The sequence below is a fragment of the Burkholderia metallica genome, assembly GCF_902832845.1.
Lineage (GTDB): Bacteria > Pseudomonadota > Gammaproteobacteria > Burkholderiales > Burkholderiaceae > Burkholderia > Burkholderia metallica.
Genome location: NZ_CADFDB010000012.1, coordinates 93,661 through 108,516, shown reverse-complemented (window position 1 = coordinate 108,516; position 14,856 = coordinate 93,661). Strand labels below are relative to the sequence as shown.

At 61.5% G+C, this 14,856-nt stretch carries 10 protein-coding genes and 3 pseudogenes; 2 read left to right on the top strand and 11 right to left on the bottom strand.

Going from position 1 to position 14,856, the window contains the following annotated elements:
• Positions 1–73 precede the first annotated feature (73 nt).
• A complete protein-coding gene (locus HWX08_RS28415; protein WP_174922165.1) occupies positions 74–376 on the bottom strand; it encodes a DUF7716 domain-containing protein in 303 nt (100 codons plus the stop codon).
• 251 nt (positions 377–627) lie between these two features.
• On the opposite strand from HWX08_RS28415, the gene HWX08_RS28410 reads away from it, so the two are divergent.
• Positions 628–1,221 carry a DUF1963 domain-containing protein gene (locus HWX08_RS28410; RefSeq protein ID WP_174922166.1) on the top strand — a complete coding sequence of 198 codons (594 nt, stop codon included), beginning with the start codon at positions 628–630 and terminating at the stop codon, positions 1,219–1,221.
• Positions 1,222–1,589: 368 nt separating this feature from the next.
• Here HWX08_RS28410 and HWX08_RS28405 read toward each other — a convergent pair whose 3' ends face one another.
• The 8 genes and pseudogenes from HWX08_RS28405 to HWX08_RS28370 form a co-directional block, all read right to left on the bottom strand.
• Positions 1,590–2,024: an SMI1/KNR4 family protein gene (locus tag HWX08_RS28405; protein ID WP_174922152.1), complete on the bottom strand. Its 435-nt coding sequence runs from the start codon at positions 2,022–2,024 to the stop codon at positions 1,590–1,592.
• Positions 2,021–2,425: an HNH/ENDO VII family nuclease gene (locus HWX08_RS34470; protein ID WP_425128476.1), complete on the bottom strand. Its 405-nt coding sequence runs from the start codon at positions 2,423–2,425 to the stop codon at positions 2,021–2,023. The genes HWX08_RS28405 and HWX08_RS34470 overlap by 4 nt, the downstream gene beginning before the upstream one ends.
• Positions 2,417–2,560 (bottom strand): annotated as a pseudogene (locus tag HWX08_RS34805) (RHS repeat-associated core domain-containing protein); the annotation flags it as partial. The pseudogene HWX08_RS34805 and the gene HWX08_RS34470, both read right to left, overlap by 9 nt.
• Positions 2,561–3,354: 794 nt before the next feature.
• Positions 3,355–3,499 (bottom strand): annotated as a pseudogene (locus HWX08_RS34800) (RHS repeat-associated core domain-containing protein); the annotation flags it as partial.
• 143 nt (positions 3,500–3,642) lie between these two features.
• Positions 3,643–3,867 (bottom strand): annotated as a pseudogene (locus HWX08_RS34465) (tyrosine-type recombinase/integrase); the annotation flags it as partial.
• Between the two features lie 391 nt (positions 3,868–4,258).
• Positions 4,259–4,534 carry an immunity 53 family protein gene (locus HWX08_RS28380; RefSeq protein WP_174922168.1) on the bottom strand — a complete coding sequence of 92 codons (276 nt, stop codon included), beginning with the start codon at positions 4,532–4,534 and terminating at the stop codon, positions 4,259–4,261.
• Positions 4,531–9,120: an RHS repeat-associated core domain-containing protein gene (locus tag HWX08_RS28375; RefSeq protein ID WP_244122778.1), complete on the bottom strand. Its 4,590-nt coding sequence runs from the start codon at positions 9,118–9,120 to the stop codon at positions 4,531–4,533. Before HWX08_RS28375 ends, HWX08_RS28380 begins: the two co-directional genes overlap by 4 nt.
• A 51-nt stretch (positions 9,121–9,171) precedes the next feature.
• On the bottom strand, positions 9,172–12,345 hold the full coding sequence (locus tag HWX08_RS28370) for a type VI secretion system Vgr family protein (RefSeq protein ID WP_174922169.1): 3,174 nt from the start codon (positions 12,343–12,345) through the stop codon (positions 9,172–9,174).
• A 373-nt stretch (positions 12,346–12,718) separates the two neighbouring features.
• Here HWX08_RS28370 and HWX08_RS28365 point away from each other — a divergent pair, with 373 nt between their 5' ends.
• A complete protein-coding gene (locus tag HWX08_RS28365) occupies positions 12,719–13,519 on the top strand; it encodes a transporter substrate-binding domain-containing protein (RefSeq protein WP_069255595.1) in 801 nt (266 codons plus the stop codon).
• A 59-nt stretch (positions 13,520–13,578) separates the two neighbouring features.
• On the opposite strand, the gene HWX08_RS28360 is transcribed toward HWX08_RS28365, so the two are convergent.
• Complete coding sequence (locus HWX08_RS28360) at positions 13,579–13,782, bottom strand: hypothetical protein (RefSeq protein WP_174922170.1); 204 nt, start codon at positions 13,780–13,782, stop codon at positions 13,579–13,581.
• A gap of 355 nt (positions 13,783–14,137) precedes the next feature.
• Positions 14,138–14,677, bottom strand: a complete 540-nt coding sequence (locus HWX08_RS28355) for a hypothetical protein (RefSeq protein ID WP_174922171.1) — start codon at positions 14,675–14,677, stop codon at positions 14,138–14,140.
• Between the last annotated feature and the right edge of the window lie 179 nt (positions 14,678–14,856).

The window sequence follows — 14,856 nt, the reverse complement described above, 5'->3', positions numbered from 1 at the left end:
TTCGAATGCTGCTGCTCGATGAAGAAAGGACCGCTCGGCGGTCCTTTTTGTCTGTGGCGCAGAGTGCCCGTGCTCAGAGCAGAATGAACTCGTCGTTTTCGATGTAGTACACGAACGCGTCGAGCAATTGCGCGATGCTCGGCTCGTCGACCTGGTCATGGGCGTTGATCACGATGTCTTCGATCGTTGCGATGGGTAGGGTGACGCGCCAGCCGAGCTGGAGAGCGATGGTTTCGGGGCTGTCGGTGTCTTCGGTGAAGGCGCCTTCCGTATCGAGCGTCCAAGGCATCGGCGGGAGGCAAAGCCAACCAGAGAAGTCGCCGGGGTGTTCGAGAATGTGTTTCAGCGACGTGCGGGGCGTGATGGTGGTCGACATGGGTGGTGCGGTTGGAACGGAGGAAGTCTTGGCGGGGGACGCAGGGTCACGTTGGCAGGGCGTCATTATGCCGATTCCGTGAGGGTGACGTTGACGGTCTGCATCGGTGCCAATCAGTCGGACCCACTGCTTGTCGGCAATGAAGGGGTCTTGCGCCAGGCAGGTGTTCCTGCAGCACGTGCGCGCGAACTTCGAAAGCAAGCGGGAAACCTCCTGTCTCGGTGCCTATGTTCATGTGATTAGGAGGGTAGATGTTCAATGAACTGATCTTTGTTGACGGGGAGACAAGCCCATCCGTCGCCTATTTCGGAGGGAATCCATTTTTGCCAGGGTCACTCAACTGGCCGGCTGATTCAAATGGCGCTCCGTTGCTTCATTTGGCCACCTTTCCTGCTGAGTTCCTTAGCAAATATGTATCGGGGCTCCGTGTGAAGAGCAACTTAGTGGTGTCCATCTTCTCCCCATACTCGCTAACAGACGACGGATACATTGACAGCGCGATGAGCGAAGGTGGGGTCGCGTTGGCCTACCAGCCAAGCGATATTTCGGTCGATGGGTACGGAAGTCCTATTCTTCCGCCCAAGCAGATTGATGTCGTGCAGAACCTCGCTGACGACAGCGAAGAAAATGGCGTTGCAAAAATCGGAGGCATCCCAGCGTGGGTTCAAGATGAGGAAAAACGCAACGAGATGATTTACGTCCTGCAGCTTAACAACTCACGTTTAAACAAGGCCGCACCCACGTACAAGAGCATCCTTGTGGGCGGAATTGGCTATTTGCTCCTGAAAAGTCAGCTTGATCAAGAGGATGCAGGCGCTGGAGTGTTCATTATCCAGACGTCGTAAATAGCCAGCACAGCTACTATGATCCGGGCACCGGTCGATTCGTATCGAAGGACCCAATTTGGCTCGCGGAGACAGAGCTCCAGAAACGACAAACCCGGCGCACGGCCGGGTTCGCTTCACTGCGCGTCAATACACCGCTGTGGGCCAGCAAACCGGCGCAAGTCTAGCCGGCGGTAGAGAAATTTCTGCGTTAACGCAAACTCCAGTCTACTGTCGGATAGACTACCACCGGGTTTTATCCGGCCAACCTGGATGACCGGACATACCGGATTCCTGTTCGGGTAGCGCGGTTGCATCACGGTCGAACACGGCGCACTCATCATCACTGCCGCTTAAACAACGAATGGCCGCAAATGTGGCCATTCGTCTTAAGGTTTTGCCTCGAAATACCAAATTAAAAAATCATTAAAGGTCACCCAGCGAGCCGGCACTTTTCCTTGCAGGAAATCATCCAGCACTGAAATGTCGAGGTCATAAACTGCTTGGTCAGTCTTGTTATACAGGTACATACCCTCGCTCTCATCCGACGTCAGCGCAAGATATTGCTCAGGGATATGATAGCGATCACGGACATACTCCGTTTGATCTGGTATCGCAGGAATCGCGGGCCCCTCTATATCCAGAAGCTCAGCGACGGATCGACGGCTTATAAAGCTCCCCTGATACCGTAGATAAAACTCACCAAACTCCGAAGTCGGAGAAACCCCAAAGTTAAGGAGTACTTTCTCTGCCGACTTCGAATCGGTGCGAGCCACATCACCGCTAGCCGTAGCTAGGTAATGCTCTACTGTCGATGGAATCATAAACTACATCGTCCGTTTTTATCTGCACTGGCAGCAGCCCCACGATCTTTCCAATATTGGCTTCGATCAACATCAAACGCATCGCGATCAACGGGGAAGTCAGGATTCTTTTGGTTTCCGAACGGATGCAACGCCTCTCGACCTGCGCCACTCGCCGCTCTATGAGTGCTAGTGGTCACCCCGAATAGAGGACCAACGGATTGCTGCCGCGAATGGTGCAATTTAATCTGTTGCGGCACGCCATCCTTCATCATGAATGGCGCACCACCCTCCATCGCGCGTTGCAAATTCGTTTTCCCGCGATGCTCCATATCCCAATCAATGTCCTGCTGGGATACGGTACAGGAAAGATCCGTTCCCTTTTTACACGGCCCCCAAGTCGTCTTTTTGAATCGACTCAGGCCCAGCGGATCAACCCATTCGGTCGAATTCGGTGCGTACTGATAGACGTTGATCCCGCCGCGCATGCCGATGGGGTCTTTCGAGATGAAGCGCCCCGTCAACGGATCATAGTACCGGTGCCGGTTATAACGCAGTCAGCACTATCGGCGCCATTCAACAATGTCGATTAGGGTCGCGCCGTTCATCTCGAAGAAATCAAGACTGATTGCCCTCTCCATCCCTGGAGAGATGAAAACGAGATCATCAAGTATCGCTTCACCGAACAAAAATGACCGATTGATAGAGCGCGGATCATTGACACGAAGTGCGCCACAATATCTCCAATCCTCGTCGATGAGAACATAGAATCCGTCATGGTATGTCTTGCTTATCATCGACAGAACCAGTCGTATCGCCAAGGGAGAAATTCGCCTTCTCCGGGAACGGAGAGTCAGCCTATGTTCGCCAAATTCAGACAATACGGCGTCGGTCGCCTCCAACGATACTAGATCTTCTTGACCGGCCGTGGGAAACAGCGCGGCCACCTTGCGAAGGTAACCATCCAGGATTTTCTTTCCGTTTGCCCTTCTGTAAAGAAGTTCCCTCTTGCGCTGGGAAGTGTCGGGATCACTCATCACACCCCCGGTAGTACGCTTGCCTTTCGGATTAGCGATCTTAGGTCTACCGTAGTCGTTTATTCTAGTTTCACCCGTAATCGGATCGACCTTTACCTTGCCTGCCTCCCAATGCGGCTCGTCTTGGTGGCTCACATCCATTGTTTGTTGTTGCACCGTCGCTTGCACAACGCCGCCTCCGACTTGAGGAACTTCGTACCTGTACTCACGACCAGATGCATTTCGTGACTGGCTGATAGGTTGCTGGCTCGTTGGGATTCCCGCTTGACGCATGGCTTCGCGACGAGCAGCGCGAGACGAAAGACCGGATTGGCATTTCAACCCAAGTGGATCAATCCATCCTACCGGATTTTGCGCGTACTGATAGACGTTTAAGCCACCCGTCAACCCAATCGGATCCTTCGATACGAACCGACCGCTCTGCGGATCGTAGTACCGATGCCGGTTATAAACAGACCCCTAGACGCGCATCCTCCTTTACACAGCCCGCAATCCCTTATCCAGTAAGGCTTCGCATCATCCTATCCCAAGTCGGTACGCATTATTCCCCTAGACGCGGTTTTTTGCAGTTGTTGATACTGCGGCTCGATTCGATACAACCATCAAGGGGCTGCGTCGTCGTCCTCGTCGGCCAACACGGTCAGCAACGCCGCCACATCCTGCCCCAGCCTCGCCGGATGCGTGGCCGCGTGCACTTGCTTGAGCTTGCCGATCGCCACCTGCGTATAGATCTGCGTGCTATTCAGGTCCGCGTGGCCCAGCAGCGCCTGGATGAACCGTACGTCCGCTCCGTTCTCCAGCATGTGCGTCGCGCACGCGTGGCGCAGCGCAACGTCGCAATTCAGCAATTGTCGGCGTCGACCTCGGTCGACACGAACGACGAACATCGCGTCATTGCCGATACCTGGCTGCAACACGCGATCGCCGGAATTCAGCAAATGCACCTCCACGACGACGCGCGCCGCGAGGTGGCAAGGGGGCTTTTCTAGCCGCCCCCATCCTGACGGCCGCCGCTGCGTTTCTCACCGATCTGGGGAGAAACGAGTAAGTGCACGTTGACCGATTTTGGCGGCTGGGGCAAACCAAGGTTCAACGTTGAACCATTTCGATCCAGTGCAGGATAGGCCTGCGGGCCCAATTTACCGAGCCGCAGCCGATCACCGCGCCATCCAACTGCATTGAATGAATGAAGTGTCGCTTCAGCGGCCCTTCATTTTTTCAGTTCAGCCAGTCAACGGCAAGTGCCAGTATCTCCTGCAAATTGCGCGGCCCGCCATATGCCATGAACTGGATTTCGGTCGCCGTCACTCTTACCCAATCCTCGTCCGTGCGTTCAGTCTTAATGTCCAGCGGCTTTTTGGCCGATGCGCCCGTTATCCTGACCTTCCATCCCGGGTTGTCGATATTGGCAATCTCAATGCCAAACGAATGCTCCCATACATCGTCACACTGAGATGCGTACCAAATCTGCAATTGGTCGATTAAATCCTTCATTTGCACAATCCTTTCCGTCTTGCCAACTCTCTCGCGACACGGACGTCTTGCTTCGTGGCCGCCCTCACAATCTCCGTCTTCTTCGACGTCGTTATTTGACCGTTCGGCCCGATGTTGATAGTTCGAGTCTGTACATGAGGAGTAGGAATATCGGTATCCGTCGCCTTGTCGAAGTGCGACGCTCCTTGTAGATCAATATGGCCTTGCGTCGTCGGCGTGGAAAAGGTCACCGAGTTCTGATTTATCTGGCCCGAAAGTTCTTGCGCCATCTCGGTAGCATCCTTCGGTCCCTGAGACGCAACATCGTTGCAGCTCGGCAAGCATTTCGGACACTTTTTCGAAAGTCCCAGCGGGTCGACCCAGCCCACCGGGTTAGGCGCGTACTGATAAACGTTGATCCCGCCAGCGAGCCCGATCGGGTCCTTGCTGACGAACCGTCCGCTACTCGGATCATAGTACCGGTGCCGGTTATAGTGCAGCCCCGTCTCATCATCAACCCGTTGCCCCTGAAACCGCAACGAATTGCTCGCCATCGTCCCCGTCGCCTTCGACACTCGCGCGATCACCTCCCGCGCTTCCCCCCACGCCTTGTACGCCGCTTCCCACACTACATCACCGTCGTCATCAGTCAGCAGTTGAGGCGTGCCGATCTGATCACAGTGGTAATAGAACAGCTTCGCGCCACCCCGCCGCTCCGGCACCTTCTGCAGCGGATCTTCCTCCGGCACATAGCGATCGGTACTCTTCCACTCCGGCGTGGCGACTCCCTCTACCGGTTCCGCCACATACTGCGCCAGCGGCACGAACTTCCCCGGCTCGTAGATATAGTGCGTGCCGCGCTCCCCGTCGCTCTCATACGCCAGCGTATCGCCATCCCACCCGAACACCGTCCGCTCGCCGTTCACCTCCTTCGCGATCCGGCGACCGAACGCGTCATAGAAATACCGCGCCTGGCTTTGCCGCGACGTCTCCGCAACCCGTGCCGACAGCAACCGATTGAACTCGTCCCACTCGTATTCCTGCTCCCCCGCCGGCGTACGCTTGCGCACCAGATTCCCGCGTGCGTCGTACTCGAAATGCATCCCCGCATATGCCTTCAGCAGGTTGCCCAGCACCTTCGGCACCTCAACCGGCAACGTGCTTTCCGGCCGCACCGGGCTCGGACGCGATGCCGGCGTCTCCGTCGTCCGTACCGGATCGACGATGTTGCTCGCCGGATCGAATGCAAACCGCTCCTTCGCGATGGGACTAACCGCCTCGATCAACCGCCCGACCGGATCGTACCGATAGTCAGTCCCGCCCTTGCGGCTATCCTCGATTCGTGACAACTGCCCCGCCGCGTCATAGCGATACCTCCGCTCGGCAAGCGGCGCGGGCGATGTCGATCGCTGGATCGTCTGCTGCAACACGCGTCCGGCCGGATCGTAGTGCGTGCGCTGCCCGAGCTTGCTCGACAGCACGCGCACCGTCTCGCGATGAAGGTCATCGCGCTCGAACTGCACACGCTCCTCGCCATCGAGCAGCATCCCGTGCACATGCCCCGAGCCGTACATCAACCAGTCGACCGCATGCCCGTCCGGCCGCACCGTCCGTCGCCGATTGCCAAGTTCGTCGTATTCGTGATGCCACACATAGCTGCGTCGCTCGCCGAACAGATCGTATGCGTGATGTTCTCGCACCAGATTGCCGACCGGATCGAAGAAGAATTGCACGCGGCTGTACCGATTCACCGCGTCGATCAACCGGCCGCTCGGGTCGTACGCAAATCGTTCCTCGCTCTCCCCCGCGACCCGCTTCAGCAGCCGTCCGTTCGCATCGACGTCGACCGACGTCACGCAACCTGCCTCATCGACCGAAACAAGGCTGCCGCTGTCCGGATCGTATCGATAGCGCGTCGACTTGCCGTCGAAGCCGACTTCCTCGATCAGCCGCCCGGCCGGATCGTAGTGGAACTGGTACGTCGCAAAGTTGGCATCGGTCAGCGCAGCCAGCCGGCCGAGGCGATCGTAGCGATACGCGATCGTCTGGCCCAGCGCGTCCGCGCGGCTCGCGATGCGGCCAACGGCGTCGTAGCCGTAACGCGTCGAGCGATTGAGTTGATCGGTATGTTGCAACAACCTGCCTTCGGCATCGTATTGCACCTGCTCGACACCGGCCGCCGAGCGCACCTCGGTCAGCTGCCCGTTCAGGCCGTAGCGATACGCAACCACGCCGCCGGCCGCGTCTTTTGTCTCGATCACGCGGCCCGTATCGTCGTAGCGCCACTCGGTCTTTTTCCCGGAGCAATCCGTGTAGCTTGCGATCTGCCCTGCGTCGTTGTATTCGAGCGTCTTCGAGCCGCCCTTCGCATCGGTAATCTGCGTCGGCAACCCGTGGTCGTTGTATTCGTACTTCGTCGAATGCTCGAGCGGATCGATTTCCTCGACGAGGTTGCCCGCGTCGTCGTACTTGCGCTGCCACACATGCCCGTTCGGATCGACGAGCCGAACCATCTGATCCTTGTCGTCGTACGCCATCTCGACAACGCTGCCGTCCGCCCGTTCATGCCGAACGAGATTGCCGCGCGCATCGTATTCCCGGCGCTCGATGCTGCCGTCCTGACGGATATGCAGCACCAGATTGTGATGCGCATCGCGCCGAAACCACTCCTGATTGCCGTCCGGATACACGATCCGGTACACGTAGCCGTGGATGTTGAAGTAGTACCGCGTCATCCGGCCCAGCGCGTCCGTCACGTAAGTCAGGCGGATGTTCGGATTCCATGCGAGCCGGATGTCGAGGCTGCCGTCGTCCGCATATTCGCGAACGCACTTCGCATCCGCATTGTCGTCGGCGTCCGCGCCGTCCCATTCGAGCGTCATTCCGCGGCCGGTGCGATCCGTATAGCGCGTCACCAGGTGACGGTGATACTGATAGGTCCGGGCGTTGCCGTGACGATCGATCGCACGCACCAGATCGCCGTTCGCATCGTATTCGTAGCTCGCCAGCGTGCGGCGCTCGCCGCCCTTCAGCACGTGCTCGATCTGTACGATTCGGCCATGCCGGTCGTGCTCGAACGCAAGCACATTGCCGTTCGCGTCGATCAGGCGTGCAAGACGATCAAGCGCATCGTAGTCCAGCGTGATCGTGTTGCCGGCCCGATCCTTCTGCATCGCGAGCCGGAATGCGTCGCCTCGGCGCTCGTACACGTGCAGCACGACGTGACCGTAGGCGATCGTCACCCACGTCTCGTCGAGACGCGACAGCGTCAGGTTCTCCGACAGGTCGTCGTGCACCGCGCCGACCGCGAGCGCCGGATAGTCGATGCTGCGCCCTTCCGCATCGCGATAGATCCACCGCCCGTTCTCGATATCGATCCGGGTCGTATACGGCGTAATCCAGCGCGCACCCAGTTCGCCATCGTCATACGCGGCGAGCCGCGAACGATACGTACGCTCCCAGACGAGCGGCAGCGCGCCCGGCAACTCGAAATCCACGTGCGAGAACGTTTCGTCGCCGAACGCGAAATCGATCGAGGCCGGCGACTCACCCAGCCCGCATGCCTTGCATCCGCGCTTCCCCGGCCCCTCCGCCGGCGCCTGACCGTCGATCTTCTCGAGCCCTTCCTGCTCACGCGTCTTCCTCGCCTGGCTCTTCCCGCCCGGCTTGACGTCGGTACTCTGCTCGTGAAGCTTCGCGCGTGCCTTGACGCGCCCGACGGCCTCGATCAGTTGCAAAACCAGCCACATCATCTTGCCTTCTTCGCTGCCGGCGAGCGAGCGGATCGACGTCGCGATCTTCGGCGCCTCCGTGCGCAGGAAGGTCACCGTGCCGCGAAACGGCTCGAGCCAGACATCCGGCGCGAGTTTCGCCATCGTGCCCGCCGTCTTGTTCGCAACCTTCTTGCCGAGCGCCTTGGTGCCCTCGTAAGCGAACTGGATGCCGTCGCCCACGCGACTCGGGCTGTACCACGGCCGGTTGTCCGCCATCTTCTTCGCGAGCGCTTGCTGGCGTTTCAGATTGGCGTTGGCATCGAAGAGCTGCCCGTGCAGCGCCTTGTCCATGCCGGTCGCCAGCGCGAGCATGATCTCCTCGGCTTTCGACGCGCATCCGTTGAGCAGTTCGACGAGGCCGGCCTTCAGCTTGTTGAGAAAATCCTCGATCTCGGTCGCGCAGGTCGCGTTGATGTGCGTAACCAGCACGGAGATGATCGCCGCGCCGAGATTGTTGCGCGTCGCCAGCAGTTCATGACGAACGAGTGCGAGCAGCGGGCGCGCCGACATCCGGAACGGCGCGAGCGTCGGCGGAATCGGAATGATGCCGAGCAGGTTGATCGCGAGGCTCATGTAGTCGAGCACCTGACCGCCGCGCTTCTCGATGATTTCGGCGATATCGCCGAGCGCATCGACCATCGCCATGATGTTGCCGACGATCGGCACCGCGCCGGCAAACGTCTTCACATCCTCGAACGTGATGTGGTTGCCGCTGATCCGCCGCAACCATGCATCGAAGCGGTTGCCGACCGCGGCGACGTCCTTCGCGGAAACATCGCTGAGCCAGGTAACGGCCTGTTCCTTCTCGGCGCCCGGTGGAAGTTGTTGTGCCATGTCGTGGTTCGTTCAATTCGTTTTCTTCAAGACGGCTGACGCGCCGCCCTCTCAGGATTTCAGCGGGCCGCCAAACCCGCTCGTCGGCAGCTTCATGCCGCCCGCAGCCGACGCCACCGTCGTCGCGCCCTTGCCGGCAATCCCCGCGACGCCCGGCAGCGCGCTCTGCACCGCACCGGACGCCATGTTCGCGGCCGGCGCGGCCAGCGCCGCGAGTCCGCCCTGGCGGGCAGCCTGCACCATCCCGGCAACCTGCTTCGCCGCACCGCTCAGGCTCGACGCCGTCTGCAACGCCGACGCCACCCCAGCGCCGCCCAGCGCACTCGCGGCCGCCGGCAACGCGGAACTCGCAAGCCCGCCGAGCGCAGCGCCCGCGCTGCCGCCGCTCACGAGCCCCATCGCCGCGGTCGTCGCCGCAGGCGCCATCCCCTGCAACTGGCTCGCGAGCTGCCCGGTCGCCGCGGCCTGCGCAGCCTCCGGCGACGGCCCCACCGGCTCTGCCGGCCACTTCACGTGCTTGAAATAATTCGCCGGCTGATCCGACTCGCGCGGATCCTTCCCGAACTCGACGCGTACCGCGCCCGGCGGCAGTCCGCTCACGACCGTATAACCGTTGTTGTCGAGCGCACCCTTCTTCAGCACGGCGCCGTTCACGTCCTTCACCGTGAACAGTCCGCCCTTCACCGCCTCGCCGTTCACGTACTTGTGAAACAGTTCGAGCTGCCCCGGCTGATCCGGCCGCGGACTCGGCAACGGATACCCCATGCTCGCCGGTCCGGCGAACGTATGCGACGCGCCCTTCACGTCGATCGCGCCCGGCGCATGAATCTCGATGTTGCCGCCTTGAATGCGGATATACCCGCCGCTGCTCGTCAGCAGAATTCCCTGATCGGCGGCGATCTCGATCCGGTCGGTTGCCGACACAACCTTCACCGCCTTCTGCGCGGTCACCTCGACGTTGTCCGACTGCGCCTGGATCTCGACCTTGCCCTTCCCCGCGAACAGCTTCATCCCCGCGTTCTGCACGAACAGGCTCAGCTTCTGCCCGATGCTGCCGATCAGCGACTTGCCTGCCGCAACATGCACGCTCTGCCCGCTCGCGATGTTCACATGATCGTTCGCAATCACATGCAGCGACTGCTGCGTCGACATCCCGATCCCCGACGGGCTGCCGAACAGCATCACCGGCTCCTTGAACGCGTTCGCGTTACCGGTGCCGCCGCCTCCCGTGCGCCCGCCGGATGCACTGCCCGCCTTGCTGTCCTGCGTTGCGTCGGTGAACGCGCGCATCGTGTCCTGCGCATCCTTCAGGCTCTCCGCCTGATGCTGCTCGCTCACGCCCGACATCGCCTCGACGAGACTCTCGCCCGTCACGAGCTGCTGCTGCGCTTCCTTCACGTCAAGCGGCTGGCTGTTCGCCGCCTTCGGATGAGTCGTCACGTACAGGCCCTGGCTCGCCCGCACCGCACCGTACGCATCGGAGCGCAAGTCGAACCCGCTGCCGAGATACGACCCGCGCGCATTGCCGTTCTGGTCGATGATGTAGCCGAGATGCAGCAGGCTGTTCGCGCTGCTGCTCATCAGCTGCACGCGGTTCTGCCCGGTCGCGTCGTCCATCACGAGCTGGTTGTAGCCGCCGCCCGAGTACTCTTTCGATCGATAGCCCGACAGAATCCCGTCGCTATGCCACTGCGGCTGGTTCGCGCCGTTGTACACGCGCCCGACCGCGAGCGGCCGGTCGCAGTCGCCGCCGACGTAGTCGATCAGCACTTCCTCGCCGATACGCGGCACGTGTACGCCGCCGTAGCCGCCGCCCGTATCCGACTGCACGACACGCACCCAGCACGACGCATTCTCGTTGCCCGGGTTCAGGCGGTCCCACATGAACTGCACGCGGATCCGGTTCAACTCGTCGGTATAGACTTCCTCGCCCTGCGGCCCGACGACGATCGCCGTCTCGAGGTGCATCTTCGGCTTCTCGTGCTCGAACGGGCTGCGATACGGCACGCTCACGCGCTGCGCCTCGACCTCGACGAGATAGAAGCCGACCGAGCCGTCGTCGTGCGGCACGCGAAACGCCGGGTCGGCGCCGTAACCGTCCTGAGCCTGCGTCAACGCTTCGCGCAGGCTGTACGGAAAGTCGGCGCTGCTGCTCGCGGCGGGCAGGTTGTTCTCGATCCACCATTCGACGCCGATCGCCGCGAATTCGCGCTGGTCGGCCGGATCGCGATCGTGTTCGGGATGGTCCGACAGCGTGAAGCGCCGGCCGGCATCGATCGCGCGCACGCCGCCCGCGCCATGGAAGCGCTTTGCGTGCGACTCCCACTCCTCCATCCGGATCTTCGTCAGGTGATCGCCGCGCGTCTGGTCGAGATACGTGTACGCCCCGGTGTACTCGTAGACTTCGAGCTGGTCGGGCAACTCGCCCTGACCGGCCATCGTCGGCAGCGTCGTGCCCTTCGGGTTCGACGGCTGCGACGGGTTCTTGTAGTCGAACGTGCGCGTCGTGCGCGTGACGCTCTGCAGCGTGCGCGTGCCCGACCATTGCGTGAACGCGTCGGCTTCGCTTGCCGCGCCGCCGCGATAGAAGCGCACGGTCTCCGGCGACAGCGGCGCGAACGCCTGCAGGTTGTCGGTGATCACGAGCGTATGCGACTTGCCATCGTCGGCCTGCTGCCATGTGCAGTAGAGCCCTTCGCTCTCCATCAGCCGATGCACGAAATGCCAGTCGGTGTCGTGCTGGCGCGTGTACGAGCGGCTCGGCAGCGGTTTCGACAGCGCAAAGCGGAAATGGCCCTGCGCCTGCGGATGCTGGTTCAATACGTCGCTGATGATCTGGTCGACGGTCGTGTCGTTCCAGAGACGCTGGTCGCGACGGAACTTCAGGAAATGGGTGAAATCGGCGAACGTGAGCTGATAGGTCGTGAGGCCGCCGTCGGCGCCGAGGCGGCGCGCGGTATGGACGTATCCGCTGATCGGCCGGTAGCTGCGATCGCCTTGCTGGATCCACAGCGTAACCGGCTGCGCGATCAGCTTTTTAAGTTCCACATCACTGTCGGTCGACAGCACGTCCAGCGTGAACTCGTACGCGCGGCCGATGCGCGAGCGGCCGACTGCCCGCTGAACGGTCAGGACGTTGGCCCCCAATGGCGTATCGAGCTTCAGCAACCGATCCTGCTGAAGCAACCCGCCGCGCAATGCGGCGATTGTGTTCTGCATGTTCATGGCTACGGCCTTTTCTTCTTCTGACGCGCCCTCGGATGGCGCAGTGTTCGATTTCTTCCGCGCGATTTTACAGATAAATTACCGGGCAATTTTGAAAAATGATCTGATTTAAAAGAACATTTTCTCGACAATCGAAACCAGTCCGTGCGGGCCGGGCCCGTCGCGCGCCGCCGACCGACCCGGCCTGCGCGTGACGATCCCGCCTCCTGTTTGTCGTCTGCAGCGCCCCAATGAAATCGCTTTCAATCAGGGCCAATTCGACTTCCGGCGCGGCGCCGTTGCGAGTAGTGTCTACCTGCCCGCATTCCGGCCGCCCCCGGGTCCGAACGATACCCGGCGCTCACACCACGATACTGAACTCTGGAGATCCGCGATGAAACGTTCGAAGTTCCTGCTGTCGGGCCTGCTGCTCGCGTCGGCTCTCGGCTTCACGGCCGTCGCCGCGCATGCCGAAGACCTGCTCGATTCCGTGAAGAAAGCCGGCGTGCTGCGCGTCGGTCTCGAAGGCACGTATCCGCCGTTCAACTCGCGCGGCACGTCCGGCCAGCTGGAGGGCTTCGACGTCGACGTCGCGAACGCCGTCGCCGGCAAGCTCGGCGTGAAGACGCAGTTCATTCCGACCGAATGGAGCGGCATCATCGCGGGCCTGCAGGCCGGCAAGTTCGACGTGATCGTCAACCAGGTCACGATCACGCCGCAGCGCAAGGAAGCGCTCGACTTCAGCGAGCCGTACACGTACTCGGCCGCGCAGCTGATCCAGCGCAAGGACGACACGCGCAACTTCAAGTCGCTCGACGATTTCAAGGGCAAGAAGCTCGGCGTGACGCTCGGCACCAACTACGACCAGATGGCGCGCACCGTGCCGGGCATCGAGGTGCAGACGTATCCGGGCGCGCCGGAGAAGCTGCGCGACCTCGCCGCGGGCCGGATCGAGGCGACGCTCGACGATCGCCTGATGCTGCCGTACATGATCAAGACATCGAACCTGCCGCTGCGTGCCGGTGCAGTGCTGAACGGCGGCAAGCAGGAAATGGCGATCCCGTTCCGCAAGGGCAATCCGAAGTTCGAGAAGGCGATCAACGACGCGCTCGATTCGCTGCGCAAGGACGGCACGCTGAAGAAGATCTCGATGCACTGGTTCGGCAGCGACGTCACCGTGCCGGTCGCGCAGTAAGCGACCCGGCGCTTCAACGCGTCACGTTCTTCGTCTCGACGAAGGCGTGACGCGCTCCTTCAGGCCGCTTGATCGAAGCGCGCCAGCAGCATCCGGCCGATCGGTGTCAGCGCCGGGCGCGCAGCCACGGCGTTCAGGCGCACCTGCGTATCGTCGACCAGCCGCTTCTCGACCAGCACGGCGAAGGCGGGATTCGACGGATCGACGCTGTCCGGCGCACGCGCGATGCGCAACAGCATCGAGAATTCATGCGGACTGAGCATGCTCTGTCTCCTGATCGTCCGCGATCCGGTTCGAACCGTCGTCGATCGTATTTTTGAATGAAATGGCGCGATGCGTGACCGCCGCGCCGCCGGGAGCGAGATCCCGGTCGGCCCCCGTCCGCGACGCGGGCACGTCGTCGCGAGCGGGTGGCGCACGTTCCCGGTCCGGCAGTGCCGCCGCGACGGGAACGTGCAACGTTATGAGCGCACCGTGACGTGACCGTGACAGGAAAACGGGGTGCGAAATAGCGCTCGTTACACGTGGTTTCGGTTTAATACCCTTACGATTGACGAAGGCGAACTGCGTCGCATGCCGGGCCGTCAGTTGCCCCGTTCGCCGGCCGTTGCGCCCCCTTCATCGCGGATCGACCGAATACGGCCCCCCATGCCCCGATCCGCTCGCATGGCGCATGCAGCGCACGACCACGTTCATCGCGCGCCCGAGCGTCATCCCGACGAGCACGCCCCATACCGCGAACGACAGCATCACGAAGCTGCTCGTCGCCGCCCACGGCGCGTGCACGGCGACCGCGTAGTGGATGCCGGTTTCGGCGACGAACGTCAGCATCAGCGTGGCGAGCAGGCTCGCGTCGCCGGGCAGGCGCACACGCAGGCCCGACGAGGCCGGACGATATTCGAGCCGCCACCGGCCCGCGTGCAGCCAGCCCAGCGTCGCGCCGCCCAGGACGGCCGCCAGCGCGATCGCATTCGCGTCGACACCCGCATGTGGAAAGCGTCCGTTCAGGCTGACGATGCCGAGCATCCCGAACGCGACCGGCGAGATCAGCGGTCGTGCCGCCGGCACCTCGCGCGGGAAACAGCGCTTGATGCCGATATAGAGCAGCACGCAGAACATGACGTAGACGTAAGGCTTCAGGTGAAAGATCGTGGACATGGTCGGGGGAGCCTGATCGGTGTGGATACGGCAACACCTTATTGCTTGGTCCCGGCAGACGGCACGACTTGCGACGGGACGCCCGAATTCGCGGACGAGTTGCGCGTCGAGGCGACGATCGCTCGGCGGATCGGGAAGACCGATGCACCCATGGGCCCGGCGGCCGGCGATTGCTGAAC